Source organism: Mycobacterium sp. 5-140-3-2 (assembly GCF_035666375.1).
Classification (GTDB): domain Bacteria; phylum Actinomycetota; class Actinomycetes; order Mycobacteriales; family Mycobacteriaceae; genus Mycobacterium; species Mycobacterium intracellulare.
In genome coordinates, this window is record NZ_CP142025.1 from 3,528,625 (window position 1) to 3,555,299 (window position 26,675).

Annotated in this window: 26 protein-coding genes; 15 read left to right on the forward strand and 11 right to left on the reverse strand. The window is 68.3% G+C overall.

From position 1 onward, the window contains the following. The first annotated feature begins 14 nt into the window (after positions 1-14). Both ctaD and P6281_RS16045 read left to right on the forward strand, forming a co-directional pair. Entirely contained in the window at positions 15-1,721 is a 1,707-nt protein-coding gene (gene ctaD, locus P6281_RS16040; RefSeq protein ID WP_324738427.1) for an aa3-type cytochrome oxidase subunit I, read from the forward strand. Positions 1,722-1,783: 62 nt separating this feature from the next. After that, on the forward strand, positions 1,784-2,734 hold the full coding sequence (locus tag P6281_RS16045) for an NAD(P)/FAD-dependent oxidoreductase (protein WP_014942449.1): 951 nt from the start codon (positions 1,784-1,786) through the stop codon (positions 2,732-2,734). Between the two features lie 15 nt (positions 2,735-2,749). Here the strand turns inward: P6281_RS16045 and P6281_RS16050 are convergent, their stop codons facing one another. After that, positions 2,750-3,175 (reverse strand): hypothetical protein, encoded by a 426-nt coding sequence (locus P6281_RS16050; RefSeq protein ID WP_233425282.1) that lies wholly within the window; start codon positions 3,173-3,175, stop codon positions 2,750-2,752. Between the two features lie 133 nt (positions 3,176-3,308). Between P6281_RS16050 and P6281_RS16055 the strand changes: the two genes are divergently transcribed. Beyond that, on the forward strand, positions 3,309-3,842 hold the full coding sequence (locus P6281_RS16055; protein ID WP_014385236.1) for a DUF421 domain-containing protein: 534 nt from the start codon (positions 3,309-3,311) through the stop codon (positions 3,840-3,842). On the opposite strand, the gene P6281_RS16060 is transcribed toward P6281_RS16055, so the two are convergent. From P6281_RS16060 to P6281_RS16090, 7 genes are read right to left on the reverse strand one after another with little or no spacing between them, the layout of a single operon-like run. Then, a complete protein-coding gene (locus tag P6281_RS16060; protein WP_008258091.1) occupies positions 3,832-4,179 on the reverse strand; it encodes a metal-sulfur cluster assembly factor in 348 nt (115 codons plus the stop codon). The two genes, P6281_RS16055 and P6281_RS16060, sit on opposite strands and share 11 nt — an antisense overlap. Next, entirely contained in the window at positions 4,154-4,654 is a 501-nt protein-coding gene (gene sufU, locus P6281_RS16065; protein ID WP_014385237.1) for a Fe-S cluster assembly sulfur transfer protein SufU, read from the reverse strand. The genes P6281_RS16060 and sufU overlap by 26 nt, the downstream gene beginning before the upstream one ends. Next, entirely contained in the window at positions 4,651-5,967 is a 1,317-nt protein-coding gene (locus P6281_RS16070) for a cysteine desulfurase (RefSeq protein ID WP_014385238.1), read from the reverse strand. The genes sufU and P6281_RS16070 overlap by 4 nt, the downstream gene beginning before the upstream one ends. 1 nt (position 5,968) lies before the next feature. Beyond that, positions 5,969-6,742 (reverse strand): Fe-S cluster assembly ATPase SufC, encoded by a 774-nt coding sequence (gene sufC, locus P6281_RS16075; protein WP_009955752.1) that lies wholly within the window; start codon positions 6,740-6,742, stop codon positions 5,969-5,971. After that, the gene (gene sufD / locus P6281_RS16080) at positions 6,742-7,926 is read right to left on the reverse strand and encodes a Fe-S cluster assembly protein SufD (RefSeq protein WP_201408909.1); all 1,185 of its coding nucleotides are present in this window, start codon (positions 7,924-7,926) and stop codon (positions 6,742-6,744) included. The genes sufC and sufD overlap by 1 nt, the downstream gene beginning before the upstream one ends. Then, complete coding sequence (gene sufB, locus P6281_RS16085) at positions 7,926-9,374, reverse strand: Fe-S cluster assembly protein SufB (RefSeq protein ID WP_009955754.1); 1,449 nt, start codon at positions 9,372-9,374, stop codon at positions 7,926-7,928. Before sufB ends, sufD begins: the two co-directional genes overlap by 1 nt. Beyond that, entirely contained in the window at positions 9,371-10,144 is a 774-nt protein-coding gene (locus P6281_RS16090; RefSeq protein WP_442757107.1) for a helix-turn-helix transcriptional regulator, read from the reverse strand. Before P6281_RS16090 ends, sufB begins: the two co-directional genes overlap by 4 nt. Before the next feature lie 96 nt (positions 10,145-10,240). On the opposite strand from P6281_RS16090, the gene mptB reads away from it, so the two are divergent. The 4 genes from mptB to P6281_RS16110 all read left to right on the forward strand — a co-directional run bounded on the left by mptB (position 10,241) and on the right by P6281_RS16110 (position 14,730). Continuing rightward, entirely contained in the window at positions 10,241-11,944 is a 1,704-nt protein-coding gene (mptB, locus tag P6281_RS16095) for a polyprenol phosphomannose-dependent alpha 1,6 mannosyltransferase MptB (protein ID WP_014385239.1), read from the forward strand. 61 nt (positions 11,945-12,005) lie between these two features. After that, positions 12,006-12,941: an ABC transporter ATP-binding protein gene (locus tag P6281_RS16100; RefSeq protein ID WP_202284408.1), complete on the forward strand. Its 936-nt coding sequence runs from the start codon at positions 12,006-12,008 to the stop codon at positions 12,939-12,941. Beyond that, the gene (locus P6281_RS16105) at positions 12,938-13,714 is read left to right on the forward strand and encodes an ABC transporter permease (RefSeq protein WP_014385241.1); all 777 of its coding nucleotides are present in this window, start codon (positions 12,938-12,940) and stop codon (positions 13,712-13,714) included. Before P6281_RS16100 ends, P6281_RS16105 begins: the two co-directional genes overlap by 4 nt. Before the next feature lie 62 nt (positions 13,715-13,776). After that, the gene (locus P6281_RS16110) at positions 13,777-14,730 is read left to right on the forward strand and encodes a COX15/CtaA family protein (RefSeq protein ID WP_014385242.1); all 954 of its coding nucleotides are present in this window, start codon (positions 13,777-13,779) and stop codon (positions 14,728-14,730) included. Here P6281_RS16110 and P6281_RS16115 read toward each other — a convergent pair. After that, entirely contained in the window at positions 14,680-15,330 is a 651-nt protein-coding gene (locus P6281_RS16115; RefSeq protein WP_041785086.1) for a hypothetical protein, read from the reverse strand. The genes P6281_RS16110 and P6281_RS16115 overlap by 51 nt on opposite strands. Before the next feature lie 19 nt (positions 15,331-15,349). Here P6281_RS16115 and P6281_RS16120 point away from each other — a divergent pair, with 19 nt between their 5' ends. Continuing rightward, positions 15,350-16,324 (forward strand): quinone oxidoreductase family protein, encoded by a 975-nt coding sequence (locus P6281_RS16120; RefSeq protein WP_008258103.1) that lies wholly within the window; start codon positions 15,350-15,352, stop codon positions 16,322-16,324. Positions 16,325-16,601: 277 nt separating this feature from the next. Here P6281_RS16120 and P6281_RS16125 read toward each other — a convergent pair whose 3' ends face one another. Then, positions 16,602-17,528: a heme o synthase gene (locus tag P6281_RS16125; RefSeq protein WP_008258105.1), complete on the reverse strand. Its 927-nt coding sequence runs from the start codon at positions 17,526-17,528 to the stop codon at positions 16,602-16,604. Between the two features lie 255 nt (positions 17,529-17,783). On the opposite strand from P6281_RS16125, the gene tkt reads away from it, so the two are divergent. The 7 genes from tkt to P6281_RS16160 are packed head-to-tail and all read left to right on the forward strand — an operon-like array spanning position 17,784 to position 25,612. Continuing rightward, positions 17,784-19,883: a transketolase gene (tkt, locus tag P6281_RS16130; RefSeq protein ID WP_008258107.1), complete on the forward strand. Its 2,100-nt coding sequence runs from the start codon at positions 17,784-17,786 to the stop codon at positions 19,881-19,883. A 16-nt stretch (positions 19,884-19,899) separates the two neighbouring features. Continuing rightward, entirely contained in the window at positions 19,900-21,021 is a 1,122-nt protein-coding gene (gene tal / locus P6281_RS16135; RefSeq protein WP_014942453.1) for a transaldolase, read from the forward strand. After that, a complete protein-coding gene (gene zwf / locus P6281_RS16140; RefSeq protein WP_009955768.1) occupies positions 21,018-22,562 on the forward strand; it encodes a glucose-6-phosphate dehydrogenase in 1,545 nt (514 codons plus the stop codon). Before tal ends, zwf begins: the two co-directional genes overlap by 4 nt. Next, entirely contained in the window at positions 22,562-23,473 is a 912-nt protein-coding gene (gene opcA, locus P6281_RS16145; protein WP_008258116.1) for a glucose-6-phosphate dehydrogenase assembly protein OpcA, read from the forward strand. Before zwf ends, opcA begins: the two co-directional genes overlap by 1 nt. Further along, complete coding sequence (gene pgl, locus P6281_RS16150; RefSeq protein WP_014385245.1) at positions 23,470-24,225, forward strand: 6-phosphogluconolactonase; 756 nt, start codon at positions 23,470-23,472, stop codon at positions 24,223-24,225. The genes opcA and pgl overlap by 4 nt, the downstream gene beginning before the upstream one ends. A gap of 45 nt (positions 24,226-24,270) precedes the next feature. Continuing rightward, positions 24,271-24,669 carry a hypothetical protein gene (locus tag P6281_RS16155; RefSeq protein ID WP_009955772.1) on the forward strand — a complete coding sequence of 133 codons (399 nt, stop codon included), beginning with the start codon at positions 24,271-24,273 and terminating at the stop codon, positions 24,667-24,669. A gap of 13 nt (positions 24,670-24,682) precedes the next feature. After that, a complete protein-coding gene (locus tag P6281_RS16160; protein ID WP_014385246.1) occupies positions 24,683-25,612 on the forward strand; it encodes a histone deacetylase family protein in 930 nt (309 codons plus the stop codon). Between the two features lie 14 nt (positions 25,613-25,626). Here the strand turns inward: P6281_RS16160 and P6281_RS16165 are convergent, their stop codons facing one another. Continuing rightward, on the reverse strand, positions 25,627-26,616 hold the full coding sequence (locus tag P6281_RS16165; protein ID WP_009951912.1) for an aldo/keto reductase: 990 nt from the start codon (positions 26,614-26,616) through the stop codon (positions 25,627-25,629). Positions 26,617-26,675 lie beyond the last annotated feature (59 nt).

Genomic DNA, 26,675 nt, shown 5'->3' on the forward strand with positions numbered 1-26,675 from the left:
AGGAGACCAATCTGATGTCCGCCTACGCACCCCCGGTGGGTGAGCTGCGCGCCCACCGGGCCTTTCCGGCGCGCGTCGGGCCCAAGGGCAACCTGATCTACCGCCTGATCACCACGACCGATCACAAGCTGATCGGGATCATGTACATCGTCGCCTGCTTCGCCTTCTTCTTCGTCGGCGGGCTGATGGCGCTGTTCATCCGTACCGAGCTGGCCGCACCGGGGCTGCAGTTCTTGTCGAACGAGCAGTACAACCAGCTGTTCACCATGCACGGCACGGTGATGCTGCTGTTTTATGCCACTCCGATCGTGTTCGGGTTCGCCAACCTCGTGCTGCCCTTGCAGATCGGCGCCCCCGATGTCGCCTTCCCACGGCTCAACGCATTGTCGTTCTGGCTCTTCATGTTTGGTGCTCTCATCGCGCTGGCGGGATTCATCACCCCGGGCGGCGCAGCGGATTTCGGCTGGACGGCTTACACGCCGCTTTCCAACGAGGTCCATTCCCCGGGCGCCGGAGGCGACCTGTGGATCCTGGGGCTGATTGTCGGCGGCCTGGGCACCATCCTGGGCGGGGTGAACATGATCACCACGGTGGTCTGCCTGCGCGCACCGGGTATGACGATGTTCCGCTTGCCGGTATTCACCTGGAACATCCTTGTCACGAGCATCATGGTGATAGTCGCTTTCCCGTTGCTGACGGCCGCGCTGTTCGGCGCCGCCGCCGACCGCCACCTCGGCGCGCGCATCTTCGACGCGTCCAACGGCGGAGTCCTGCTGTGGCAGCACCTGTTCTGGTTCTTCGGCCACCCCGAGGTCTACATCATCGCGCTGCCGTTCTTCGGCATCATCACCGAGGTCGTGCCGGTGTTTTCCCGCAAGCCCCTGTTCGGCTACTCCACGATGGTGTACGCCACCATCAGCATCGGGGCGCTGTCGATCGCGGTGTGGGCGCATCATCTCTACGCCACCGGTGCGGTGCTGCTGCCGTTCTTCTCGTTCACGACGTTCTTGATCGCGGTCCCCACCGGGATCAAGTTCGTCAACTGGATCGGCACCATGTGGAGGGGCCAGCTGACCTTCGAGACCCCGATGCTGTTCGCGATGGGCTTCCTGGTCACGTTCCTGCTGGGCGGGTTGTCCGGGGTGCTGCTGGCCAGCCCTCCGATCGACTTCCACGTCACCGACACGTATTTCGTGGTCGCCCACTTCCACTACGTGTTGTTCGGCACGATCGTGTTCGCCACCTATGCCGGGGTGTACTTCTGGTTCCCGAAGATGACCGGACGGCTGCTCGACGAGCGGTTCGGCAAGCTTCATTTCTGGCTGACGCTGATCGGCTTTCATACGACGTTCCTGGTGCAGCACTGGCTGGGCAGCATGGGCATGCCGCGCCGGTACTCCGACTATCTGCCCACCGACGGCTTCCAGCCGCTCAACATCGTCTCGACGATCGGGGCGTTCATCCTCGGCTTCTCGATGCTGCCGTTCGTGTGGAATGTGTTCAAGAGCTGGCGGTACGGCGAACCGGTCACCGTCGACGATCCATGGGGACACGGCAACTCGCTGGAATGGGCCACCTCGAGCCCGCCGCCACGACACAACTTCACCGAACTCCCCCGGATCCGCTCCGAGCGGCCCGCCTTCGAACTTCACTACCCGCACATGGTCGACCGATTGCGCGCTGAATCCCACGTGCGATACGGGAGTGCGGATGCGCGGTGAGCGCGACGCCGGAGTCGTTGTCGCTCAAACCGTTTAGCACGTTTGTCCCGTCCGCTCCCGCAGTGCCGGCGCCGGCCCGCATCCATGACGTCGTCATCGTCGGATCGGGCCCGGCGGGGTACACCGCAGGCATCTATGCGGCGCGAGCGCAGCTCGACACGGTGCTGATCGAAGGGACTTCGCGTGGCGGGGCGCTGATGACCACCACGGTCGTCGAGAACTATCCCGGCTTCCGCGAGGGCACCAGCGGGCCACTTCTCGTAGGGGACATGTGTGCCCAGGCCAAACGGTTCGGCGCCCAGCTGCACCCCGACGACGTCGATGATTTCCGGCTAGACGGTGACGTCAAGACCGTGGCGGCAGCCGGAAGGGTCTGGCGTTCCCGCGCCGTCATCCTCGCCATGGGTTCGGTCCCGCGGGCGCTTGGCATCCCCGGCGAGAAGAGGCTACGGGGCCGAGGCGTCAGTACCACCGCCAAGGGTGCGGGGTTGATGTTGCGCGACAAGGATGTCGCCGTCGTCGGCGGAGGGGACGCCGCCATGGAGGAGGCGCTCTTCCTGACGGGGATCGCGCGCAGCATCACCATCGTTCATCACCGCGATACCTTCCGCGCATCGCCGCTCACCACCGCCCGGGTGCGCGCACACGACAAGGTCACCGTTCTCACCAACACCTCGGTCCTCGCCGTCCGAGGGCGGCGGTGGGTGACCGGCCTGCGGCTGCGACAGCACGTAGGCGGCGCCGAGCGCGATCTGCCGGTTTCCGCGGTGATCGTGGCCGTCGGGCACGGCCCCCGCTCGGAGCTGCTCGCGGGCATCGTCGATCTCGATCCCCACGGGTATGTCCTCACGCGAGAAGGGACCAGCCACACCTCGGTCGACGGCGTATTCGCCGCCGGCGACCTGGTTGACCGCCGCTACCGGCAGGCCATCACCGCGGCCGCCAGCGGTTGCGCATGCTCCCTCGACGCCGAACGCTGGTTAGCGAAATCTGCTCTGAGACAGGGCCGATGACCACCGTCGGCCTGGCTAGAGCATCACCACGACCTGCAGAATATCGGCGGCAGATCGGATCGGTCTATCGCAGGACGGGCATCGAGCGACGCGCCGGGACAGCCGCCGCGCGAGACTCGCGGGGTGTAGCTCCCGTGCGGTGCACTCGGCCGTGTACTCCAACGCATCGAGATGGTCCGCGCACACGAAACCGCAGGCATTGCCATCCTCGTCACAATCGTCGCGTTTGCAGTAACCGACCATGTGAAACTCCACATACGCCGCCGCCGGGCGCGCACACCGAAAACCGTTGTCGAGGAACGCCAGCTGACACTGTGGCGAGAAATCGAGATGTTCGATGCCGCAGGGAGTGGCGATCGGGCTGTGCGTCCGAACCGGGGAGTTTGTGATAGCGGCGGTGGATCTCGGCGCGACATCCTGGGCCTCCGCAGGTCTGCTCATACAGTGAGCGTGACGCGCGGCGGGGTTAACCGTCATCACCCCTGCCGTTCATTCACCCGGGTGATTGGCGGTGAAGGGTGATGACAGTTCACAACGGTTGGGGCCAGGCTCACTACCGGGAACGGAGGCACGCGTGGACCGAATATTTCATGCCCTGATCGGCGACTCGGCCGGTGTAACCGGTGCCGCCATCAAATCCTCGACGCTGTTCCTCACCGCCGCGGTCCTGTTTCGCTTCACGGAGCGGCGCACCCTCGCCGAATTCGCGCCCTTCGACTGGATCGCCGCGGTCGCCGCGGGCGCCATCGTCGGCAGGGCCGCCACCGCCAGTGACGCGTCGTGGCTCAGCGCAACCACGGCGCTGATCTGCCTCCTGGTCACCCACGCGGTGTTGGCACGATTGCGCTTCATTCCGGGGGTTCGACGGTTCATCGATCCACCGCTGAAAGTGCTGATCCGCGACGGGAAGATAGACCGACGCAATCTGCGCCAATGCGGGTTGACCGCAGCCGACCTGGAGGCCGTGTTACGCCTGCACGGCCACCCCAACGCCGACTGCATCAATCTTGCGATCTTCGAGGCCAAAGGCGCCATTTCCGTTCTGCGCAAAGACGATGACTGCAGAGCGGCGCGAGATTCGAGTCGATACCGAAGTTCTAGACCGTGAAGCCAAGGGCGCGCAGTTGCTCGCGCCCGTCGTCGGTGATCTTGTCCGGGCCCCATGGCGGGTTCCACACCCAGTTGATCTTCAGCTCGTCGACCAAGCCGGCGCCGACGAGCGCGCTGCGCGACTGGTCCTCGATGACGTCCTGCAACGGGCAGGCCGCCGAGGTGAGCGTCATGTCGATCAATGCCACCGGGCCCATCTCGCCGTGCTCGACCTCCAAGCCGTACACCAGGCCCAAATCCATGACGTTGATGCCGAGTTCGGGGTCGACGACGTCATGCATCGCTTCCTCGACGTCGGCGAGCAACTCGTCATGTGGTGTGGTGGTCTCGCTCATCTGTAACCTCCTCGAGGGCTGGTTCTTGTCGTGAGTAAGCCTGTGCCAGCGCGTCTTTGCACGCCATCCACCCCAGCAGCGCGCATTTCACCCTGGCGGGGTATTTGGCCACCCCGGCGAACGCGACTCCGTCGCCGAGCACGTCCTCGTCGCCATCGATGGTACCGCGGGAGGACACCATCTCGGTGAACGCGGTGATGGTCTTGAGGGCATCGCCGACACTTTGACCGATCACCTGCTGGGTGAGGACCGAGGTGGCCGCCTGGCTGATCGAGCAGCCCTGCCCGTCGTACGACACGTCGGCGACGGTTTCGCCGTCGTCGGACAGCGCGACGCGCAGGGTGACCTCGTCACCGCAGACCGGGTTGACGTGGAACACCTCGGCGCCGAACGGCTCCCGCAGCCCGCGGTGCTGCGGGTGCTTGTAGTGATCAAGGATCACGTCCTGATACATCTGTTCGAGGCGCAAGGTCATTGTCTCCCAACCCATGGCGACGACCCGCTGCGCCCGGCTTCGCCGCGCTTGCGATCGCCGACGAAGAAATCCAGCGCGCGGCGCACGCCCGCGACCAACCGCTCGACCTCTTCGGCGGTGTTGTACACCGCGAAGGACGCCCGGGCCGTGGCCGCCAGCCCGAACCGGCGATGCAGCGGCAGCGCGCAGTGGTGCCCCACGCGCACCGCGACGCCGTCGTCGTCGAGGACCTGCCCGACGTCGTGCGCGTGCACGCCTTCGACGACGAATGACACCGGAGAGCCGCGGTTTTCCAGTGCGGTGGGCCCTATGATCCGCACGCCCTCGATCCCGGACAGGCCCTCGAGGGCGGCGGCGACCAGCCCGCGTTCGTGCGCCTCGACGGCGTCCATGCCGATGCCGTCGAGATAGCGCGCGGCCGCGGCCAGCCCGACCACCTGGGACGTCATCGGGGTGCCGGCCTCGAAACGCTGCGGGGGCGCGGCGTAGGTGGAGGCGTCCATGGCGACGTTCTCGATCATGGAGCCGCCCGTGAGGAATGGCGGCATCGCCGACAACAACTCCCCGCGTCCGTACAGCACGCCGATCCCGTTGGGACCCAGCATTTTATGGCCGGAAAAGGCGGCGAAGTCGACGTCGAGCGCGTGGAAGTCGACCGGGCGGTGCGGCACCGACTGGCAGGAGTCCAGCACGGTGAGCGCGCCGACGGCTTTGGCGCGGGAGACCAGTTCGCCCACCGGCGCGAGCGCGCCGGTGACATTGGAATGGTGGCTGAAGGCAACGACTTTGACCCGCTCGTCGAGCTCCAGCGAGTCCAGGTCGATGCGGCCCTCGTCGGAGATGCCGTACCAGCGCAGCGTGGCACCGGTGCGGCGGGCCAGCTCCTGCCAGGGGACCAGGTTGGCGTGGTGCTCGAGCTCGGTGGTGACGATGACGTCGCCGGGGCCGACGGCACGCTCGAACCGGTTGTCGCCCAGCACATAGGAGACCAGGTTGAGCGCCTCGGTGGCGTTCTTGGTGAAGATCAGCTCCTGCGCGTCGGCGCCGACGAACGCCGCGATGTCGGCGCGGCCCTGCTCGTAGGCGTCGGTGGCCTCCTCCATCAGCTGGTGCGCACCACGATGCACGCCCCCGTTGGACGTCAGCAGAAACTCGCGCTCGGCGTCGAGCACCTGCAGCGGACGCTGGGCCGTCGCCCCGGAGTCCAGATACGCCAACTGGTTTCCGCCGCGCATGACGCGCTTGAGGATCGGGAAGTCGGCGCGGATCGCCGCGAGATCGAGAGCGGAAGCCGCCGCATCACGCCGAGTCATGTCAGGCCTTCGCAGACGCCGCCTGCACGAAGCGCTCGTAGCCGTGCTCCTCGAGCTGGTCGGCCAATTCCGGGCCGCCGGCTTCGACGATGCGCCCGCCGACGAACACGTGGACGAACTGCGGCTGGATGTAGCGCAGGATGCGGGTGTAGTGCGTGATCAGCAGAACGCCGCCATGCTCGGCTTCGGCGTAGCGATTCACACCCTCACTGACCACCCGCAGCGCGTCGACGTCCAGGCCGGAGTCGGTCTCGTCCAGGATGGCGATCTTGGGCTTGAGCAGCGACAGCTGAAGAATCTCGTGGCGCTTCTTCTCGCCGCCGGAAAAGCCTTCGTTCACACTGCGTTCGGAGAACGCCGGGTCGATCCCCAGGTCGTCCATCGCGGCCTTGACTTCCTTGACCCAGTGCCGCAGCTTCGGCGCCTCACCGCGCACGGCGGTGGCGGCCGAGCGCAGGAAGTTCGACATGGACACCCCGGTGACCTCGATCGGGTACTGCATCGCGAGGAACAGGCCGGCCCGGGCGCGTTCGTCGACGCTCATCGCCAGCACGTCCTGGCCGTCCAGCGTGATCGATCCGGACGTCACCTCGTACTTCGGGTGCCCGGCGATGGCGTAGGACAGGGTGGACTTGCCGGATCCGTTGGGACCCATCAGCGCGTGCGTCTCCCCCGAGGACACCGTGAGGTCGACGCCCTTGAGGATTCCGATGGCGTCGGCCTCGTTGGTGCGCGCGACGCTGACGTGTAAGTCCTTGATTTCGAGCGTGGTCATCAGTTCTTGTTTCCTTCGGTCAGCTCAAGCTCGTGTTCGATGGCCTCGGTCAGACGCTCGCGCACGGCGGGCACGGCGATCTTCTGGATGATCTCGGCGAAGAAGCCGCGCACGATCAATCGGCGGGCCTGGTCTTCGGGGATGCCGCGGGCCCGTAGGTAGAACACCTGCTCGTCGTCGAATCGCCCTGTGGCACTCGCGTGTCCGGCGCCGACGATCTCACCGGTCTCGATCTCGAGGTTGGGCACCGAATCGGCGCGGGCACCGTCGGTGAGGATCAGATTGCGGTTGGTTTCGAAGGTGTCGGTGCCGGTCGCCTCGGCGCGGATCAGCACGTCGCCGACCCAGACGGCGTGTGCGTCCGGACGGTCGGATTCCGGATCCGCTTGCAGCGCACCCTTGTACAGCACGTCCGAGCGGCAATTGGGGTGAGCGTGGTCGACGAGCAGCCGGGATTCGATGTGCTGGCCGTCATCGGCGAAGTAGGTGCCGAGCAGTTGAGCGTCGCCGCCGGCGGCGGTGAACCGCACCGTCGTCGAGGTGCGCACCAGGTCTCCCCCGAGCGTCACGTTGACGTGGCCGAGCACCGAATCCTTGCCCAGCCGTGCGTGATGCGCGCTGACGTTGACCATGTCGTCCGCCCAGTCGGCGATCCAGATCACCCCGAGCGCCGCCGAGTCTGAAACAATGATCTCGACGTTGTCGGCGTACGTTCCGCTGCCGCGCAGGTCGACGACCACGATGGCCCGCGCGAGTTCCTCGACGCGGATCTGCAGATGCCCGTAGGCGACCGCGCCCTCGCCCGGCCCGTCCACCACGATCTCGATGGGCTTGGCGACCTCGCTGTCACGCGCCACGGTCACCACCGTCGCGGAGTTGAACGACGAGAAAGCCTGAGCCGCAACGCGATCGGCGGGAACGCCGCCCTGGCCCAGCCGCTCGTCGCCCCGGCGGACGACTTCGGTGCGCACACCCGGCTGTTCGGTGACGGTGATCTGCGCCTTGCCGGTGGCATGCGCCGAACCGTCGTGCAGGCCGCGCAGCCGGCGCAACGGGGTGAAGCGCCAGATTTCGTCGCGGCCGTGCGGGACCTCGAACGCGTCCACGTCGAAGGAGGAGAACAGCTCCCCCTTGTTCAGCGCGGTAAGCGACGACCCCTCGACCGCTTCGGTCAGATTCGTCACTAGCCGACCGCGCCTTCCATCTGGAGCTCGATCAGGCGGTTGAGCTCTAGCGCGTACTCCATCGGCAGCTCTTTGGCGATCGGCTCGACGAAGCCGCGCACCACCATCGCCATCGCCTCGTCCTCGGTCAGGCCGCGGCTCATCAGGTAGAAGAGCTGGTCCTCGCTGACCTTGGACACGGTGGCCTCGTGCCCCATCGTGACGTCGTCCTCGCGGATGTCGACATACGGATAGGTGTCGCTGCGGCTGATCGTATCGACCAGCAGCGCATCGCATTTCACGCTGGAGCGTGATCCGTGGGCGCCCTTGTTCACCTGCACCAGGCCGCGATACGAGGCGCGGCCCCCGCCGCGCGCCACCGACTTGGACACGATGTTGCTCGACGTGTTGGGCGCCAGGTGCAGCATCTTGGCGCCGGTGTCCTGGTGCTGGTCTTCGCCGGCGAAGGCCACCGAGAGCACCTCGCCCTTGGCGTACTCGCCGGTCATCCAGACCGCCGGGTACTTCATGGTGACCTTGGATCCGATATTGCCGTCGACCCACTCCATCGTCGCGCCGGCCTCGGCGCGGGCGCGCTTGGTGACCAGGTTGTAGACGTTGTTCGACCAGTTCTGAATCGTCGTATAGCGAACGCGCGCATTGGGTTTCACGATGATCTCGACGACGGCCGAGTGCAGCGAGTCCGATTTGTAGATCGGCGCGGTGCAGCCCTCGACGTAGTGCACGTACGAACCCTCGTCGGCGATGATCAGCGTCCGCTCGAACTGGCCCATGTTCTCGGTGTTGATCCGGAAGTAGGCCTGCAGCGGGATGTCGACGTGCACGCCCGGTGGGACGTAGATGAACGAGCCGCCGCTCCACACCGCGGTGTTGAGCGCGGAGAACTTGTTGTCCCCCGCCGGGATCACGGTGCCGAAGTACTCCTGGAAGATCTCGGGGTGCTCGCGCAGGCCGGTGTCGGTGTCGACGAAGATGACGCCCTGGGCCTCGAGGTCCTCGCGGATCTGGTGGTAGACCACCTCGGACTCGTACTGCGCCGCCACGCCACCGACCAGGCGCTGCTTCTCCGCCTCGGGGATGCCCAGCCGGTCGTAGGTGTTGCGGATGTCCTCGGGCAGGTCATCCCAGGTCGCCGCCTGCTTTTCGGTGGAGCGCACGAAGTACTTGATGTTCTCGAAGTCGATGCCCTCCAGGTTCGAGCCCCACGTCGGCATCGGCTTGCGCTCGAAGATGCGCAGCGCCTTGAGCCGGGCCTGCAGCATCCACTCGGGCTCGCTCTTCTTCTCGGAGATGTCGCGGACCACCGCCTCGGACAGCCCGCGCTGGGCGCTGGCGCCCGCGACGTCGGAGTCGGCCCAGCCGTAGCCGTACCGCCCCAGGGAGGCGATCGCCTCTTCCTGGGTCAGCGGCGCGGTAGCCGTCTTGCTGGCCTCGGGTGTGAGTGTCATCGAGACGCTCCTTTGATGCTCGTGGTGTCGGTCATGTGGCGCGGGCTGGGCGCCGTACTTGAAGCCTTGCTCTGCGTCAGCGGGACGTGCGTGGTGCAGGCGCAGTCGCCGTTGACGATGGTCGCCAACCGCTGGACATAAGTGCCCAGCACCTCGGCCATCGCCTGCTGTTCGGCCTCGCACAGCTCGGGGAATTCCTCGGCGACATGCGAGACCGGGCAGTGGTGCTGGCAGATCTGCACGCCGTGAATCGGCCCGCCGACCTGGGTGGTGCTGGCGACATACCCGGCCTTGGTCAGCGCGGTGGCGATCCGTTCGGCGGCCGCCTCGACGTCGTCGTCCGCCGCGCTGTCAGCCGCGGTGACCTCGGTCAAGATGGCGTCGATCCGTTGCCGGGCGAACGCCTGAACCGCCTCTTCGCCGCCGATCTCGCGAAGCTGCCGCATGGCCGCCGCCGCCAGGTCGTCGTAGGCGTGGTCGAGCTTGGCCCGACCGCCGGCGGTCAACCGGTAGCGCTTCGCGGGACGCCCGCGCCCCGCCTGCTGCCATGCCGCGGGGGCCGTGGCCTCGGCATCGCCGGCCTCGATCAGGGCGTCGAGGTGCCGGCGCACACCGGCGGCCGCCAGGCCCAGCCGGTCACCGATCTCGCCCGCGGTGATCGTTCCGGATTCCAGCAGCAGGCGCACGATGGCGCGGCGGGTGTGACGATCCGAGCTCGCAGCGCCGACGTCGGGCGCGGCGACGCCATCGGGGCTGGTTCGGATTTTCACAACACCAGTGTGACGCAATTCCGACGATCGGTCTAGCAAGGGTCCCCTGTCCTGGCGTTGCGCTGGTCACACCGCCGGACGGCTACGCTGCTGAAGATGTCAGCCCGCCACCACACGCTGAGCTCGTCGATCGCGAGTCTGCACGGCGACGAGCAGGCGGTGGGTACGCCGCTGAACGATACCGAGCTGACCTCGCTCCGCCGCATCCGCCTGTTCGGCGCCAGCGGCACGATGCTGATGGCGATCGGCGCGCTGGGCGCCGGGGCGCGGCCCGTCGTGCAGGACCCGACGTTCGGGGTGCGGCTGCTCAACCTGCCGTCGCGCATTCAGACCGTGTCGTTGACGATGACGACCACGGGCGCGGTCATGATGGCGCTGGCCTGGCTGATGCTCGGCCGGTTCGCGCTGGGCAACCGGCGGATGTCGCGCGGTGACCTGGACCGCACCCTGCTGCTGTGGGTGCTGCCGCTGCTGATCGCCCCACCGATGTACAGCAAGGACGTCTACTCCTATCTGGCGCAGAGCCAGATCTCCCTGGAGGGACTCGACCCGTACCGGGTCGGCCCGGCCTCCGGGCTGGGCCTGTCCCACATCTTCACCCTGTCCGTGCCGACGCTGTGGCGCGAGACGCCCGCGCCCTACGGCCCGCTGTTTCTGTGGATGGGGCGCGGCATTTCGGCGATCACCGGGGAGAACATCGTCGCGGCCGTGCTGTGCCACCGGCTCGTCGAGCTGCTCGGCGTCGCACTGATCGTGTGGGCGACGCCCCGGCTGGCCCGGCGCTGCGGCGTCGCCGAGGTCAGCGCGCTGTGGCTGGGCGCGGCCAATCCGCTGCTGATCATGCATCTGGTGGCCGGCGTGCACAACGAGGCGTTGATGCTGGGCCTGATGCTGGCGGGTGCCGAATTCGCGCTGCGCGGTGTCGACACCCCGCGCCTGCTGCCGCGCTCCCTCAAGCCGGGTCCCGACTGGGAACCGCTGGGCATGCTGGTGGCCGGCGCCGTCCTGATCACGCTGTCGTCGCAGGTGAAGCTGCCGTCGCTGCTGGCGCTGGGCTTCGTCACGATGGCCCTGGCCTACCGGCGGGGAGGAAACCTGCGCGCCCTGCTGTTGACCGGAGGCGGCATGGCGGCCCTGTCGCTGGCGGTGATGGCCGTCGTGGGCTGGGCCAGCGGCCTGGGCTTCGGCTGGATCTACACGCTGGGCACCGCGAACGTGGTGCGCAGCTGGATGTCGCCCCCGACGCTGCTGGCGCTCGGCACCGGGCAGGTGGGCATCCTGCTGGGCCTGGGCGATCACACCACCGCGGTGTTGGGACTGACCCGTGCGATCGGTGTGCTGATCATCACGGTCATGGTGGCGTGGCTGCTGCTGGCCGTCTTCCGCGGCCGGTTGCACCCGATCGGCGGCCTCGGCGTCGCGCTGGGCATCTGCGTGCTGCTGTTCCCGGTCGTGCAGCCCTGGTATCTGCTGTGGGCGATCATCCCGCTGGCCTGCTGGGCCACCCGCACCGGCTTCCGGGTGGCGGCGATCGTCATCAGCCTCGTCGTCGGCATCTTCGGCCCGACCGCCAACGGCGACCGGTTCGCACTGTTCCAGATCGTGGACGCCACGCTGGCCAGCACCGTCATCGTGGTGCTGCTCATCGCGCTGACCTACACCCGGTTGCCCTGGCGGCCCCTGCCGGTGCAGGCCCGGGAAACCGACCGTCGACCGGCCGCCGACCCGTCATCGCCCGCGCAACCTGCCCCGACCCCGCGGCCGACGCCGACCCATGACGCCTACGCTGATTCCACGTGAGCCGCGCCGACGACCCAGCCGTGCGCCGCATGAGCGGCGCCTATGAGGAGGAGCGGCGCTCGTGAGTCCCGACGTTCCTGACACGGTCGTGCGACTGCGCGGCGTGAACAAGCACTACGGATCCACCACAGCGGTCTCCGACCTCGACCTGGAAGTGCACGCCGCCGAGGTGCTGGCCCTGCTCGGGCCCAACGGCGCCGGTAAGACCACGACGGTCGAGATGTGCGAGGGCTTCGTGCGCCCGGACGCCGGCACCATCGAGGTGCTCGGCCTGGACCCGATCGCCGACGACGCGCGGCTGCGGGCGCGCATCGGCGTGATGCTGCAGGGCGGCGGCGGCTACCCGGCGGCCCGCGCCGGCGAGATGCTCGACCTGGTGGCCGCCTACGCGGCCGATCCGCTGGACCCGGCCTGGCTGCTGGACATCCTGGGCCTCACCGACGCCGCGCGCACCACCTACCGGCGGCTCTCCGGCGGCCAGCAGCAACGGCTCGCGCTGGCGTGCGCGCTGGTCGGCCGGCCCGAATTGGTGTTCCTCGACGAGCCCACGGCGGGCATGGACGCCCACGCGCGGCTGCTGGTGTGGGAGCTGATCGACGCGCTGCGCCGCGACGGCGTGACGGTGGTGCTGACGACCCACCAGCTCAAAGAAGCCGAGGAGCTCGCCGACCGGATCGTCATCATCGACCGCGGGGCGACGGTGGCCTCGGGCACGCCCACCGAGCTCATGCGCAGCGGCGCCAAGGACCAGTTGCGGTTCAGCGCGCCGCCCCGGCTCGACCTGTCCCTGTTGACCGCGGCGCTGCCCGAGGACTACAAGGCCACCGAGGTGACGCCGGGCGAATACCTCGTCGAGGGCCCGGTCGACCCGCAGGTGCTGGCGACGGTCACGGCGTGGTGTGCCCGGATCGACGTGCTGGCCACCGACATGCGCGTCGAGCAACGCAGCCTTGAGGACGTGTTCCTCGACCTCACCGGCAGGAAGTTGCGGCCATGAGCGAATCACCTTTCCCCGCAGGCACTTTCGCCCCCGACCCGCGCCCCAGCGCGGTGCCCAAGATGCTGGCCGCGCAGTTCGGTCTGGAGCTCAAGCTGCTGCTGCGCAACGGCGAACAACTGCTGCTGACCATGTTCATCCCGATCACGCTGCTGGTCGGGCTCACGCTGCTTCCGCTCGGCTCGTTCGGCCAGCACCGCGCCGCCACGTTCACCCCGGTCATCATGGCGCTGGCGGTGATCTCGACCGCGTTCACCGGGCAGGCGATCGCGGTCGCCTTCGATCGCCGCTACGGCGCGCTCAAGCGGCTCGGGGCCACCCCGCTGCCGGTGTGGGGCATCATCGCGGGCAAGTCCCTGGCCGTCGTCACGGTGGTGTTCTTGCAGGCAATCCTGTTGGGCGCCATCGGTTTTGCGCTGGGTTGGCGACCCGCGTTGCTCGCGTTGGCGTTGGGCGCGGGGGTCATCGCGCTGGGCACCGTGGTGTTCGCGGCCCTCGGCCTGCTGCTCGGCGGGACGCTGCGGGCCGAGATCGTGCTCGCGGTCGCCAACCTGATGTGGTTCGTCTTCGCCGGCCTGGGCGCGCTGACCGTGGAAACCGACATCATCCCGACGGGTGTGAAATGGGCGGCCCGGCTGACCCCGTCGGGCGCGCTGACCGAGGCGCTGTCGCAGGCGATGACCATGTCGGTGGACTGGTTCGGGGTGATCGTCCTGGCGGCCTGGGGCACGCTGGCCGCGCTGAGCGCGCTGCGCTGGTTCCGGTTCACCTGACGACCGCTCGGCGACCCAGGGCGTACTACAGCATGTAGTTTTCGGTGCCTTAGGATCGGGCCGTGCTCGGACGAACGCTGTTGCGACTGGTGGACCTGCTCCCCAATCCCAGTCTGGGCGTCCAGCGGCTGATCGCCGCGGCCGTCATCCTGACCCAGGGCGGCATCGCCATCACCGGCGCGATCGTGCGCGTCACCGCCTCGGGGCTGGGCTGCCCCACCTGGCCGCAATGCTTTCCGGGCAGCTTCGTCCCGGTGGCCCACGCCGAGGTGCCGCGCATCCACCAGGCCGTCGAGTTCGGCAACCGGATGGTCACCTTCGCCGTGGTGATCACCGCGGCGTTGGCCGTGCTCGCGGTGACGCGGGCCCGCCGACGGCGCGAGGTCCTGGTGTATGCGTGGCTGATGCCGGTGTCGACCGTCGTCCAGGCGGTCATCGGCGGCATCACCGTGCGCACCGGGCTGCTGTGGTGGACGGTGGCCATCCACCTGCTGACGTCGATGACGATGGTGTGGCTCGCGGTGCTGCTCTACGTCAAGATCGGCGAGCCCGACGACGGAGCCGTGCGCGTGCTGATCCCCGCGCCCCTGCGCGCGCTGACCGCGCTCTCGGGCGTGAACCTGGCCGCGGTGCTGATCACCGGCACGCTGGTGACGGCCGCCGGCCCCCACGCGGGTGACCGCAGCGCCACCCGGACGGTGCCGCGACTCAAGGTCGAAGTCGCCACTTTGGTGCACGTGCACTCCTCGCTGCTGGTCGCCTACCTCGCGCTGGTCGTGGGCCTGGGCTTCGGGCTGCTGGCGGTGCGTGCGACCCGCGCGGTGCTGCGGCGGCTCGGGGTGCTGCTCGTCCTGCTGTGTGCGCAGGCCGCCGTCGGCACCGCCCAGTACTACACCGGCGTCCCGGCGGCGCTCGTCGCCCTGCACGTGGCGGGGGCCGCCGCGGCCACCGCCGCCACCGCGGCGCTATGGGCGTCGATGCGAGAACGGGCCGAGCCCGAGCCGCTCGCAGCCTGACTCGACCGCCACGGCGAACCGGCGCTGCGCGAGCTCGCGAGTGGCGGCGTCCACGTGCCGCCAACCCAGCTGCGGCGCAACGAGATCCAGCTTCACCAACCGGTCCCCCGCCACGTCGGCGCGCGCGTAGAGGAGCTCCCGCGCGCCGACCCCGGCGCGTTCGGCGGCCGCCGCCAGCGCGGCATAGGCGAGGTCCCAGGACTCGAACTCCGGCTCGCCCGGCCAGGCGTGGGATCGCTCCCCGCCGAGAAAGATCAACGTCGAGCGGGCCGTCGCGCCAGGGTCCGTCGGGATCCCGTCGTCCGCGAGATCGCGCAGATAGCGCTCAGTGAAATTCCAGGCGATGGCGTCGGGCGGGTTGAGCAGGTGGCGCACCCGGCGGGTCCAGGCCAGGAATTCGTCGCGCCGGCCCGGCCCGACCGGGGCGGCCCGCAGGATCACCAGGTCGGCCTGGGCGGCCCCCGGGTCGTCCCAGGACAGCCACCGCGCGTGCAGGCCACGCCGGCGCAGCGCGGGCACCAGCCCCGCGTCGTCGGGGTCGTCGCCGGGCCCCGCCAGCACGATGCGGGGATGGAAGACGTCCGGACGAGCGAGCTTCATGCCCGGGCATGATAAGCACATGCACGCAATCGAAGTCAGCGAAACCGGCGGCCCCGAGGTGCTGCGCTACGTCGATACGCCGCAACCCTCCCCCGGCCCGGGCGAGGTGCTGATCGAGGCCGAGGCCATCGGCGTCAACTACATCGACACGTATTTCCGCTCGGGCCAGTACCCGCGCCAGCTGCCGTTCATCCTCGGCCAGGAGACGAGCGGCACGGTGGTGGACACCGGCGAGGGCGTCGAGGGGTTCACCGCCGGCGACCGGGTGGTCACCGCCACGGCTTCCGGCGGTTATGCCGAATATGCCACCGCCCCAGCGTCTTTCACCGCGTCGGTGCCCGACGGCGTTCCCGCCGACGTGGCGGCCTCGGCGCTGCTGAAGGGGCTGACCGCGCATTACCTGTTGAAGTCGGTGTATCCGGTGCAGGCCGGCGACACGGTGCTGGTGCACGCCGGCGCGGGCGGTGTCGGACTGATCCTGACGCAGTGGGCGCACCTGCTCGGCGCGCGGGTGATCACGACGGTCTCGACCCCGGAGAAGGCGCGGATGTCGGCGAAGGCCGGCGCCGACGAGGTGCTCTCCTACCCCGACGACGCCGACGAGTTCGGCGAGCGGATCCGGGCGTTGACCGACGGTGCCGGGGTGGCCGCGGTGTACGACGGCGTGGGCGCGACCACCTTCGACGCCAGCCTGGCCAGCCTGGCCGTGCGGGGCACGCTCGCGCTGTTCGGCGCGGCCAGCGGGCCCGTTCCGCCGTTCGATCCGCAGCGGCTCAATGCCGCCGGCTCCGTGTTTTTGACCCGGCCGTCGCTGGCGCACTTCGTCCGCACCGGGCAGGAATTCAGCTGGCGCGCAGAGGAATTGTTCGCCGCGATCGCCCGTGGCGACATCACCGTCGAGGTCGGCGGGCGTTACCCTCTGGCCGATGCCGCCCGCGCCCACGAGGACCTGCAGGGCCGCAAGACCACGGGCTCGATCGTGCTGGTGCCCTGAGGGCTGTCGAGTCACAGCGGCCACATTGGTTCGCCGCGGAAGGCATGGGCGTTTTGCCCACCTCCGAGCGACAACGCATCGCGGTGGGGTTGCCGTTACTAGGCGCGGTGGGGTTGCCCTTACGCGCCGTGGTGGGTTGCCGCTACCCGCCGTGGTGGGGTTGCGACAACTCGGGCCGGACGATTGTCGCGGGGAGGTGGGCATTCGCGGTCCACTCTCTCGGAGAGACTGGAGTGGCCCAAGTGACTGGCGGCGCCCGAGTGGCGGCCCCAGATCGTCAGAACAGGTGCGGCAGCCCGATGGCCGAGTCGATCGCCAACGCGCAGAACACCACCGCCAGGTAGTTGTTCGACTGCAGGAACAACCGCAGCGGCTTGACCGGCTCACCGACGCGCACCCCCGCGTACAGCTGGTGCGCCATCGCCAGGAACCACACCCCGGCCACCACGGCGACCGCCGCGTACAGCCAGCCCGTCGCCAGCGCCAGCGCCAGGGTGGACAGCACCGTCAGCCAGGTGTAGATCAGGATCTGCTTGGTCACCTGGCGCTCGGTCGCGACAGCCGGCAGCATCGGGACGCCCGCCGCTTTGTAGTCGTCCTTGTAGCGCATCGCCAGCGCCCAGGTGTGCGGCGGCGTCCAGAAGAAAATGATGGCGAACATCACCAAGGCGGGCCAGCCGATCGTGTTCGTCACGGCGGACCAACCGATCATCACCGGCATGCAGCCGGCCGCACCGCCCCACACGACGTTCTGCGAGGTGCGGCGCTTGAGCAGCAGTGTGTAAACGAACACATAGAACGCGATCGTCGCCAGGGCCAGCAGCCCCGACAGCAGGTTGGTCGTCCACCACAGCCAGAAGAACGACCCGACCGTCAGCACCAGCCCGAGCACCAGGGCGTTGCGGGTGGGCACCGCGGCCCTCGCCAGCGGCCGGCGCGCCGTGCGCTTCATCACCTTGTCGATGTCCGCGTCGGCCACGCAGTTCAGCGTGTTGGCGCCCCCGGCGGCCAGCATGCCGCCGATCAGGGTGTTGACGATCAGCAGCGGGTTGACCGTGCCGCGCTGCGCGAGCAGCATCGCCGGGATCGCGGTCACGAGCAGCAGCTCGATGACCCGCGGCTTGGTCAGCGCCAGGTACGCCAGCACCGTGCCTCGCACCCGGCTTGGCAATCGGCTCGGCGCGGCGCGCCCGCGAACGCTCACGCAATAACTCCTCGGGGTCGCAGCGGCGCGCAGCATCTACTACAGACGATGGTAGACCGAGTGGCGGCGATGCCCCGCCCGTGGGTCGGTTCCCGCAGACTTTTCCCAGTTTTCCGAACTGAATGTTAAGGGCTTTCGACGGGCGCGTAATTTTCTCACCTGCCGGCCGCGGGTACCCGAAATCCTGCTCTGCAAGAGCCGGCCCTCCCGCACTAGGGTGGGATTGATCAGCTCGATGACCCAAGGACTGAGTCTGTGACGACACTCGAAGAGATCTCCACGCTGACCCAACCGCACCTCCCGGACGACTGGTCCGAGCTCGACTCGGCCGCCGTCGACACCATTCGGGTGCTGGCGGCCGACGCGGTGCAAAAGGTCGGCAACGGCCACCCCGGGACGGCGATGAGCCTGGCCCCGCTGGCGTACACGCTGTTCCAGCGGACGATGCGCCACGACCCCAGCGACACCTACTGGCTGGGCCGCGACCGGTTCGTCCTGTCGTGCGGACACAGCAGCCTGACCCTGTACCTGCAGCTGTACCTGGGCGGTTTCGGCCTGGAGCTCTCCGACATCGAGTCGCTGCGCACCTGGGGATCCAAGACGCCCGGGCACCCGGAGTTCCGCCACACCAAGGGCGTTGAGATCACCACCGGTCCGCTCGGGCAGGGCCTGGCGTCCGCCGTCGGCATGGCGATGGCCGCCCGCTACGAGCGCGGCCTGTTCGACCCCGACGCCGCCCCGGGCACCAGCCCGTTCGATCACTTCATCTACGTGATCGCCTCCGACGGGGACATCGAAGAGGGCGTCACCTCGGAGGCCTCGTCGCTGGCGGCCGTCCAGCAACTGGGCAACCTCATCGTTTTCTATGACCACAACCAGATTTCGATCGAGGACGACACCAACATCGCGCTGTGTGAGGACACCGCCGCGCGCTACGAGGCCTACGGCTGGCACGTGCAGAGGGTCGAGGGCGGCGAGAACGTCGTGGGCATCGAGGAGGCCATCGCGGCCGCCCAGGCCGTCACCGACCGGCCGTCGTTCATCGAGCTGCGCACCATCATCGGCTATCCCGCGCCGAAGTTGATGAACACCGGTAAGGCGCACGGCGCGGCGCTGGGCGACGAGGAGGTCGCCGCCGTCAAGCAGATCCTCGGCTTCGACCCGGACAAGAACTTCGAGGTGCGCGACGAGGTGATCGCCCACACCCGCAAGCTGGTCGACCGCGGCAAGGAAGCGCACGAGAAGTGGCAGGCGGATTTCGACGCGTGGGTGCAGCGCGAGCCCGACCGCAAGGCGCTGCTGGACCGGTTGACCGCCGAGGAACTGCCCGACGGCTGGGACGCCGACATCCCGCACTGGGAGCCGGGTTCCAAGGAGCTGGCCACCCGGGCGGCCTCGGGCAAGGTGCTGTCCGCGGTGGGACCGAAACTGCCCGAGCTGTGGGGCGGCTCGGCCGACCTCGCGGGCAGCAACAACACCACCATGGATGGCGTGAAATCCTTTGGCCCGCCGTCCATTTCGACGAAGGACTACACCGCCGACTGGTACGGTCGCACGCTGCATTTCGGCGTTCGCGAGCACGCGATGGGTGCGATCCTGTCCGGCATCGTGCTGCACGGCCCCACCCGCGCGTACGGCGGCACGTTCCTGCAGTTCTCGGACTACATGCGGCCCGCGGTGCGGCTGGCCTCGCTGATGGACATCGACACCATCTACGTGTGGACGCACGACTCCATCGGGCTGGGCGAGGACGGCCCCACCCACCAGCCGATCGAGCACCTCGCGGCGTTGCGCGCCATTCCCAAGCTGTCGGTGGTGCGCCCGGCGGACGCCAACGAGACCGCGCACGCCTGGCGCACGATCCTGGCCCGTGGCAACGGCAGCGGCCCGGTGGGGCTGATCCTGACCCGCCAGGGCGTGCCGGTGCTCGAGGGCACCAGCGCCGAGGGGGTCGCCCGCGGCGGGTACATCCTGGGTTCGGACGGCGAGGAGGCCGGCCAGGACCCCGACGTGGTGCTGATCGCCACCGGCTCGGAGGTTCAGCTCGCCGTTAAGGCGCAGAAGTTGTTGGCGGACAAGGACATTGTGGCGCGGGTGGTCTCCATGCCGTGCGTCGAATGGTTCGAGTCCCAGCCCGACGACTACCGCGACAGCGTGCTGCCGCCGTCGGTGTCGGCACGGGTGGCCGTCGAGGCCGGCGTCGCGCAGAGCTGGCACAAGTTGGTCGGTGACACCGGGAAGATCGTTTCGATCGAGCACTACGGCGAATCCGCCGACTACAAGACCTTATTCCGTGAATTCGGCTTCACTGCCGAAGCCGTCGCTGCCGCCGCGGAACAAGTCGTGGATAACTGAGGAAAGGGTAATTCACATGACCGCTCAGAACCCTAACCTCGCGGCGCTGAGCGCCGCGGGCGTTTCCGTGTGGCTCGACGACCTGTCGCGGGAGCGGCTTCGGTCGGGGAACCTGCAGGAGCTCATCGACACCAAGAGCGTCGTCGGCGTGACCACCAACCCGTCGATCTTCCAGAAGGCGTTCGCCGAGGGCGATGCCTACGACAGCCAGATCGCCGAGCTCGCCGAGCGCGGCGCCGACGTCGACGCCACCATCCGCACCGTCACCACCGACGACGTGCGCAACGCGTGCGACGTGTTGACGCGCGAGTGGGAGAACTCCGACGGCGTCGACGGCCGGGTGTCCATCGAGGTCGACCCCCGGCTGGCGGGCGACACCGACAAGACCATCGCTCAGGCCGTCGAGCTGTGGAAGATCGTCGACCGGCCGAACCTGTTCATCAAGATCCCGGCGACCGAGGCCGGGATTCCGGCCATCACCGCCGTTCTGGCGGAAGGGATTTCGGTCAATGTCACGCTGATCTTCTCCGTCGAGCGGTACCGGGCCGTGATGGACGCCTACCTGGCCGGCATGGAGAAGGCCCGCGAAGGCGGACACGACCTGTCCAAGATCCATTCGGTGGCTTCGTTCTTCGTCTCCCGGGTGGACACCGAGGTCGACAAGCGGCTGGAGAAGATCGGGTCCGAGGACGCCAAGGCGCTGCTGGGCCAGGCCGGTGTGGCCAACGCCCGGCTGGCCTACGCGGCCTACCAGGAGGTGTTCGAAGGCGGCGAGCGTTACCAGGCGCTCAAGGCCCACGGGGCCCGGGTGCAGCGTCCGCTCTGGGCGTCGACCGGGGTCAAGAACCCCGACTACTCCGACACCCTCTATGTCACCGAACTGGTGGCGCCCAACACGGTGAACACCATGCCGGAGAAGACAATTGACGCGGTCGCCGATCACGGTGTGATCAAGGGCGACACCGTCACCGGCACCGCCGCGGACGCCCAGCAGGTGTTCGACAAGCTGGACCAGATCGGCATCGATCTGAGCGACGTCTTCGTGGTGCTCGAAGACGAGGGGGTGGAGAAGTTCGTGGATTCGTGGACCGAGCTGCTGGAGGAAACGCAGAAGCAGCTGGGTTCCGCCTCCAAATGAGCCCAGCCCGCACCGCGCAACAATGGCATAACCCGTTACGGGACAAGCGCGACAAGCGCCTGCCGCGCATCGCCGGGCCGTGCGGGATGGTCATCTTCGGTGTCACCGGCGACCTGGCGCGCAAAAAGGTCATGCCGGCGATCTATGACCTGGCCAATCGCGGGCTTCTTCCGCCGAGCTTTTCGCTGGTGGGCTTCGCCCGCCGGGATTGGAGCACCCAGGATTTCGGCAAGGTGGTGTACGAGGCGGTCAAGGAACATTGCCGCACCCCCTTCCGGGAGGAGAACTGGGAGCGGCTGGCCGAGGGATTCCGTTTCGTGCCAGGCGCTTTCGACGACGACGAGGCGTTCGCCCGGCTGGCCGAGACACTGGACAAGCTGGACGCCGAGCGGGGAACCGGTGGCAACCACGCCTTCTACCTGGCCATCCCGCCCAAGTCCTTCCCGGTCGTGTGCGATCAGCTGCACAAGTCCGGCCTGGCCCGCCCGCAGGGCGAGCGGTGGAGCCGGGTGGTCATCGAGAAGCCGTTCGGCCACGACCTGGAGAGCGCGCAAGCGCTGAACCAGTCCGTCAACGCCGTCTTCCCCGAGGAGTCGGTCTTCCGGATCGACCACTACCTGGGCAAGGAGACGGTCCGCAACATCCTGGCGTTGCGGTTCGCCAATCAGCTGTTCGACCCGATCTGGAACGCGCACTACGTCGACCACGTGCAGATCACCATGGCCGAGGACATCGGCCTGGGCGGTCGGGCCGGCTATTACGACGGCATCGGCGCCGCCCGCGACGTCATCCAGAACCATCTGATGCAACTGCTGGCGCTCACCGCCATGGAGGAGCCGGTCAGCTTCAGCCCCAGGGCGTTGCAGGCCGAGAAGATCAAGGTGCTCTCGGCGACGCAGCTCGCCGAGCCGCTCGACGAGACCACCAGCCGCGGCCAGTACGCCGCGGGGTGGCAGGGCGGCGAGAAGGTCCTCGGGCTGCTCGACGAAGAAGGGTTCGCCAAGGACTCGACCACCGAGACGTTCGCGGCCATCACCCTCGAGGTGGACACCCGCCGCTGGGCGGGCGTGCCGTTCTACCTGCGAACCGGAAAACGGTTGGGCCGCAGGGTGACCGAGATCGCCCTGATCTTCAAGCGCGCACCGCACCTGCCGTTCGACGCGACCATGACCGACGAGCTGGGCACCAACGCCATGGTGATCCGCGTGCAGCCCGACGAGGGTGTCACGCTGCGGTTCGGGTCCAAGGTGCCCGGCACCGCGATGGAGGTCCGCGACGTCAACATGGACTTCTCCTACGGTTCGGCGTTCGCCGAGGAATCCCCGGAGGCCTACGAACAGTTGATCCTCGACGTGTTGCTGGGTGAGCCGTCGCTGTTTCCGGTCAATGAAGAGGTCGAATTGGCTTGGCAGATACTCGATCCCGTGCTGGATAACTGGGCGGCCGGCGGCAAGCCCGAGCCGTACGAGGCGGGCACCTGGGGCCCGGACTCCGCGTTCGAGATGCTGCACCGCACCGGCCGGGAATGGCGGCGGCCCTGATGATTATCGATATGCCGGACGCCACCACCACCGCGGTCAACAAGAAACTCGACGAACTCCGCGAGAGGGTCGGCGCCGTCGCGATGGGCCGGGTCCTGACGCTGATCATCGCGCCCGACAGCGAGGAGATCCTCGAGGAGTCGCTGCAGGCGGCCAACGACGCGAGCCACGAACACCCCAGCCGGATCATCGTCACGATGAGGGGAAATCCGTACGCGGACAAGCCCCGGTTGGACGCGCAGCTGCGCGCCGGTGGCGACACTGGCGCCAGCGAGGTCGTGGTGCTGCGGCTGTCGGGCGCGCTGTCGGGCCACGCGGCCAGCGTCGTCACCCCGTTCCTGCTCCCCGACATCCCGGTGGTGGCCTGGTGGCCCGACGTCGCGCCGGCGGTGCCCGCGCAGGATCCGTTGGGCCGGTTGGCGATTCGCCGCATCACCGACGCGACCAACGGGGTCGATCCGCTGGCGGCGATCAAGAGCCGGCTGCCGGGATACACCGCCGGTGACACCGACCTCGCCTGGGCGCGCATCACCTACTGGCGGGCGCTGCTGACCTCGGCCGTCGACTTGACGCCGCACGAGCCCATCGAGTCGGCGCTGGTGTCCGGCCTGGCCACCGAGCCGGCGCTCGACGTCCTGGCGGGGTGGCTGGCCAGCCGGATCGACGGCCCGGTGCGCAGGGCGGTCGGCGAGCTCAAGATCGAATTGACGCGCAGCAGCGAGACCATCGTGTTGAGCCGCCCGCAAGAAGGCAGGACGGCCACGCTGAGCCGGACGTCGCGTCCCGACGCGCTGCTTCCGTTGGCGCGCAGGGAAACCGGCGAGTGCCTCGCCGAAGACCTGCGTCGCCTGGATCCCGACGAGATTTACCAAACCGCGCTGGAAGGCATTGAGAAAGTGCAATACGTGTGAGCACCAGCATCGAAATCTTCCCGGACAGCCAGGCCCTGGTCGACGCCGCCGCGACGCGACTGACCGACACCATCGGGAAGGCGGTCGCGGCCCGCGGCCGCGCGCTCGTCGTGCTGACCGGCGGCGGCAACGGCATCGGGCTGTTGCGGTCGCTGGTGGACCGGCCGATCGAGTGGTCCAAGGTGCACCTGTTCTGGGGCGACGAACGCTACGTCCCCGAAGACGATGACGAGCGCAATGACAAGCAGGCGCGGGCCGCGTTGCTCGATCATGTCGACATCCCGTCCAGCCAGGTGCACCCGATGCCGGCCAGCGACGGCGAATTCGGCGGCGATCTGGCCGCGGCGGCGCTGGCCTACGAGCAACTGCTGGCGGCCAACGCCGCGCCCGGCCAGCCGGTGCCGAGCTTCGACGTGCACCTGCTGGGCATGGGCCCCGAGGGCCACATCAACTCGCTGTTCCCGGACACCCCGGCCGTGCTCGAAACCACCCGCATGGTGGTGTCGGTCGACGACTCCCCCAAGCCGCCGCCGCAACGAATCACCTTGACGCTGCCCGCGATTGCGCGTTCCCGCGAAGTCTGGTTGATGGTGTCGGGCGCCGGGAAGGCCGACGCGGCGGCCGCGGCCATCGGTGGCGCCGCGCCGGTGTCGGTGCCGGCCGCCGGGGCGATCGGTCAAGAGATCACGCTCTGGCTGCTCGACGAGGACGCCGCGTCGAAGCTGCCGTCGGACCCGTCCGGCGTGGCCTGACGCGATTCCCACCATGGGGTCCCCGGCCGGCCCGTCCGGGTCATAATGGCGGTCATGGCAGACAGAACCGTGCGCGGGGGGCAAGAGCGAAGCCGGATCAAGACGCTCACCCAGGCCGCCTTGAACGCCGACAAGACGGTGGAGCAGGTCGAAGACGTCCTCGACGGTTTGAGCAACACCATGAAAGAGCTCAGCAGCTCCTTGTCGGCGCTGAACGCCACGGTGGAACGCCTGGAAGCCGGCCTCGATCACCTGGACGGCACCATGGCCAGCCTGGACGATCTGGCCAAGCGGCTAATCGTACTGGTCGAACCCGTGGAGGCCATCGTCGCGCGGATAGACGAGATGGTGAAGGTGGGCGAGACCATGATGTCGCCCCTGGCGATCACCGAGCACGCGGTGCGCGGTCTGTTGGACAGGCTGCGCAACCGGACCGCGGAGTAGGCCCCGACCCCTGATGGCCACGCTGCTGCTGCACCACTCCGCCTTCGCCGCGCATCGTACGGCCCCCGGGCACCCGGAGCGGCCGGACCGCTATCGCGCGGTGGAGGCGGCGCTGCGCCAGCCCCGGTTCGACGCGCTGGTGCGCGAGACGGCTGAGCCGGCCGAGCTTGCCGCCGCGCGCTACGTGCATTCCAACCGCTACGTGGACGCGCTCGAGGCGGCGCGCCCCGAGCACGGCTACGTCTATCTCGACGGCGGCGACACCATGATGGAGCCCTCGACGTGGGAGACGGCCTTGCGCGGGGTGGGCGCCACGCTGCGGGCGGTGGACCGGGTGCTGGCCGGCGACGTGCAGAACGCGTTCGTCGCGTGTCGGCCGCCGGGGCATCACGCCGAGTCCGAGCGCGCGATGGGCTTCTGCCTGTTCAACAACATCAGCATCGGCGCGCGGCACGCGCAGCGCAAACACGGGCTGATGCGCGTCGCCATCGTCGATTTCGACGTCCATCACGGCAACGGCACGCAGCAGATCTTCTACTCCGACCCGAACGTGCTCTACGCGTCCACGCACCAGATGCCGCTGTTTCCCGGCACCGGCGCGGCGCGGGAAACCGGGGTCGGCAACATCTTCAACGCGCCGCTGGCGCCCGGCGACGGCGGCGCCGAACTGCGCGCCGCCTTCGCCGACCGGATACTGCCCGCGCTGCACGCCTTTTCACCCGAACTGATCATCGTGTCCGCCGGATTCGACGCGCACGAGCGCGATCCGTTGGGCTCGCTGACCATGACGACCGACGACTTCGCCTGGGTCACCAGGGAATTGATGAAATCGGCGGAGATGCTGTGCGACGGCCGGCTGGTGGCGGTGCTCGAAGGCGGTTATGACCTGCAAGCCCTGGCCGATTCGGTGACCGCGCACGTCGGCGAGCTGGTGAAGGGCTAGGCGCCCTCCCCTGGTCAGCTCGCCTTTTTCTCGTGCATCTCGGGGGCCGGGCCGCCGACCGGCGTCGCCGACTTCATGATGTCCTCGATCGCGGCCAGGTCCGCGTCGGTCAGCGTGACGTCGGCCGCACCGGCGCTGTCCTGCAGGTAGGTGACGTGCTGCGCGCCCATGATGGCGGTGTGCACGCCGGGTTGCGCGAGCGTCCAGGCGATGGCCAGCTGGCTCGTCGTGACGCCGAGATCGATGGCCAAATGGCTCAGGTCATCAACGACTTTGAGGTTACGCAGATAATCCTCGCCGGTGAAGATCGGACTCTTGCCGCGCCAGTCGCCGTCGGCAAAGCTGGTGTCTGGCTTCATGGTTCCCGTGAGCAGGCCGTGCGCCAACGGTCCGTACACCATCACCCCGATGTCGTGGGCGTGGCAATAGGGCAGCAGGTCGGATTCGATGTCACGGCGAAACAGGTGGTACGGCGGCTGCACCGCTTCCACCGGAAGCGTGGCCGAAAGTTCCTCTATCTGGGTCGTGTCGTAGTTCGAGACACCGACGTGCCGAATCTTGCCCTCCGACACCAGTTCTGCGAGCGCTTCACCCGTCTCGGCCGCCGGAGTCGTGGGATCCGGCCAGTGGACCAGGTAGAGGTCGATGTAATCCACGCCCAGCGCGCGGAGGCTGGACTCGACACCGCTGCGCAGGTACTCGCGGCTGGCGTCGCGGACCAGTCCCGTGTCGGTTTTGCGCAACCCGCCTTTGGTGGCGATCACCAACTCGTCGCGGGCCCGCGCGAAATCGTCGCGAAGGGCCTTGCCGAGAATGCGCTCGGATTCCCCGAACCCGTATTGCTGGGCGGTATCGAAAAAGTTGATCCCCAGGTCACGAGCGCGTTGGATCATGGTGATCGCGGCGTCCTCATCGGCTTGGCCCCAGTCGCTGCTGAACGCCCAGGTGCCGAAGGCCAACCGGGAAACCTCAAGCCCCGTCTTACCGAATGTGATGGATTTCAAATGCCAACCTCCCCCGTTGGATGTTCGTCCCTGCGTGCGCGGCCCGCGCAGGCAAGCCA

Bases quoted from the DNA above. Each gene is read 5' to 3' on its own strand.
- P6281_RS16105 (WP_014385241.1), top strand. From the start codon at position 12,938: ATGAGCGAATCACCTTTCCCCGCAGGCACTTTCGCCCCCGACCCGCGC.
- P6281_RS16070 (WP_014385238.1), bottom strand. From the start codon at position 5,967: ATGACTCGGCGTGATGCGGCGGCTTCCGCTCTCGATCTCGCGGCGATC.
- P6281_RS16120 (WP_008258103.1), top strand. From the start codon at position 15,350: ATGCACGCAATCGAAGTCAGCGAAACCGGCGGCCCCGAGGTGCTGCGC.
- sufB (WP_009955754.1), bottom strand. From the start codon at position 9,374: ATGACACTCACACCCGAGGCCAGCAAGACGGCTACCGCGCCGCTGACC.
- P6281_RS16050 (WP_233425282.1), bottom strand. From the start codon at position 3,175: ATGAGCAGACCTGCGGAGGCCCAGGATGTCGCGCCGAGATCCACCGCC.
- P6281_RS16060 (WP_008258091.1), bottom strand. From the start codon at position 4,179: ATGAGCGAGACCACCACACCACATGACGAGTTGCTCGCCGACGTCGAG.
- opcA (WP_008258116.1), top strand. From the start codon at position 22,562: ATGATTATCGATATGCCGGACGCCACCACCACCGCGGTCAACAAGAAA.
- P6281_RS16160 (WP_014385246.1), top strand. From the start codon at position 24,683: ATGGCCACGCTGCTGCTGCACCACTCCGCCTTCGCCGCGCATCGTACG.
- ctaD (WP_324738427.1), top strand. From the start codon at position 15: ATGTCCGCCTACGCACCCCCGGTGGGTGAGCTGCGCGCCCACCGGGCC.
- P6281_RS16155 (WP_009955772.1), top strand. From the start codon at position 24,271: ATGGCGGTCATGGCAGACAGAACCGTGCGCGGGGGGCAAGAGCGAAGC.
- sufC (WP_009955752.1), bottom strand. From the start codon at position 6,742: ATGACCACGCTCGAAATCAAGGACTTACACGTCAGCGTCGCGCGCACC.
- sufU (WP_014385237.1), bottom strand. From the start codon at position 4,654: ATGACCTTGCGCCTCGAACAGATGTATCAGGACGTGATCCTTGATCAC.
- P6281_RS16115 (WP_041785086.1), bottom strand. From the start codon at position 15,330: ATGAAGCTCGCTCGTCCGGACGTCTTCCATCCCCGCATCGTGCTGGCG.
- zwf (WP_009955768.1), top strand. From the start codon at position 21,018: ATGAGCCCAGCCCGCACCGCGCAACAATGGCATAACCCGTTACGGGAC.
- tal (WP_014942453.1), top strand. From the start codon at position 19,900: ATGACCGCTCAGAACCCTAACCTCGCGGCGCTGAGCGCCGCGGGCGTT.
- mptB (WP_014385239.1), top strand. From the start codon at position 10,241: ATGTCAGCCCGCCACCACACGCTGAGCTCGTCGATCGCGAGTCTGCAC.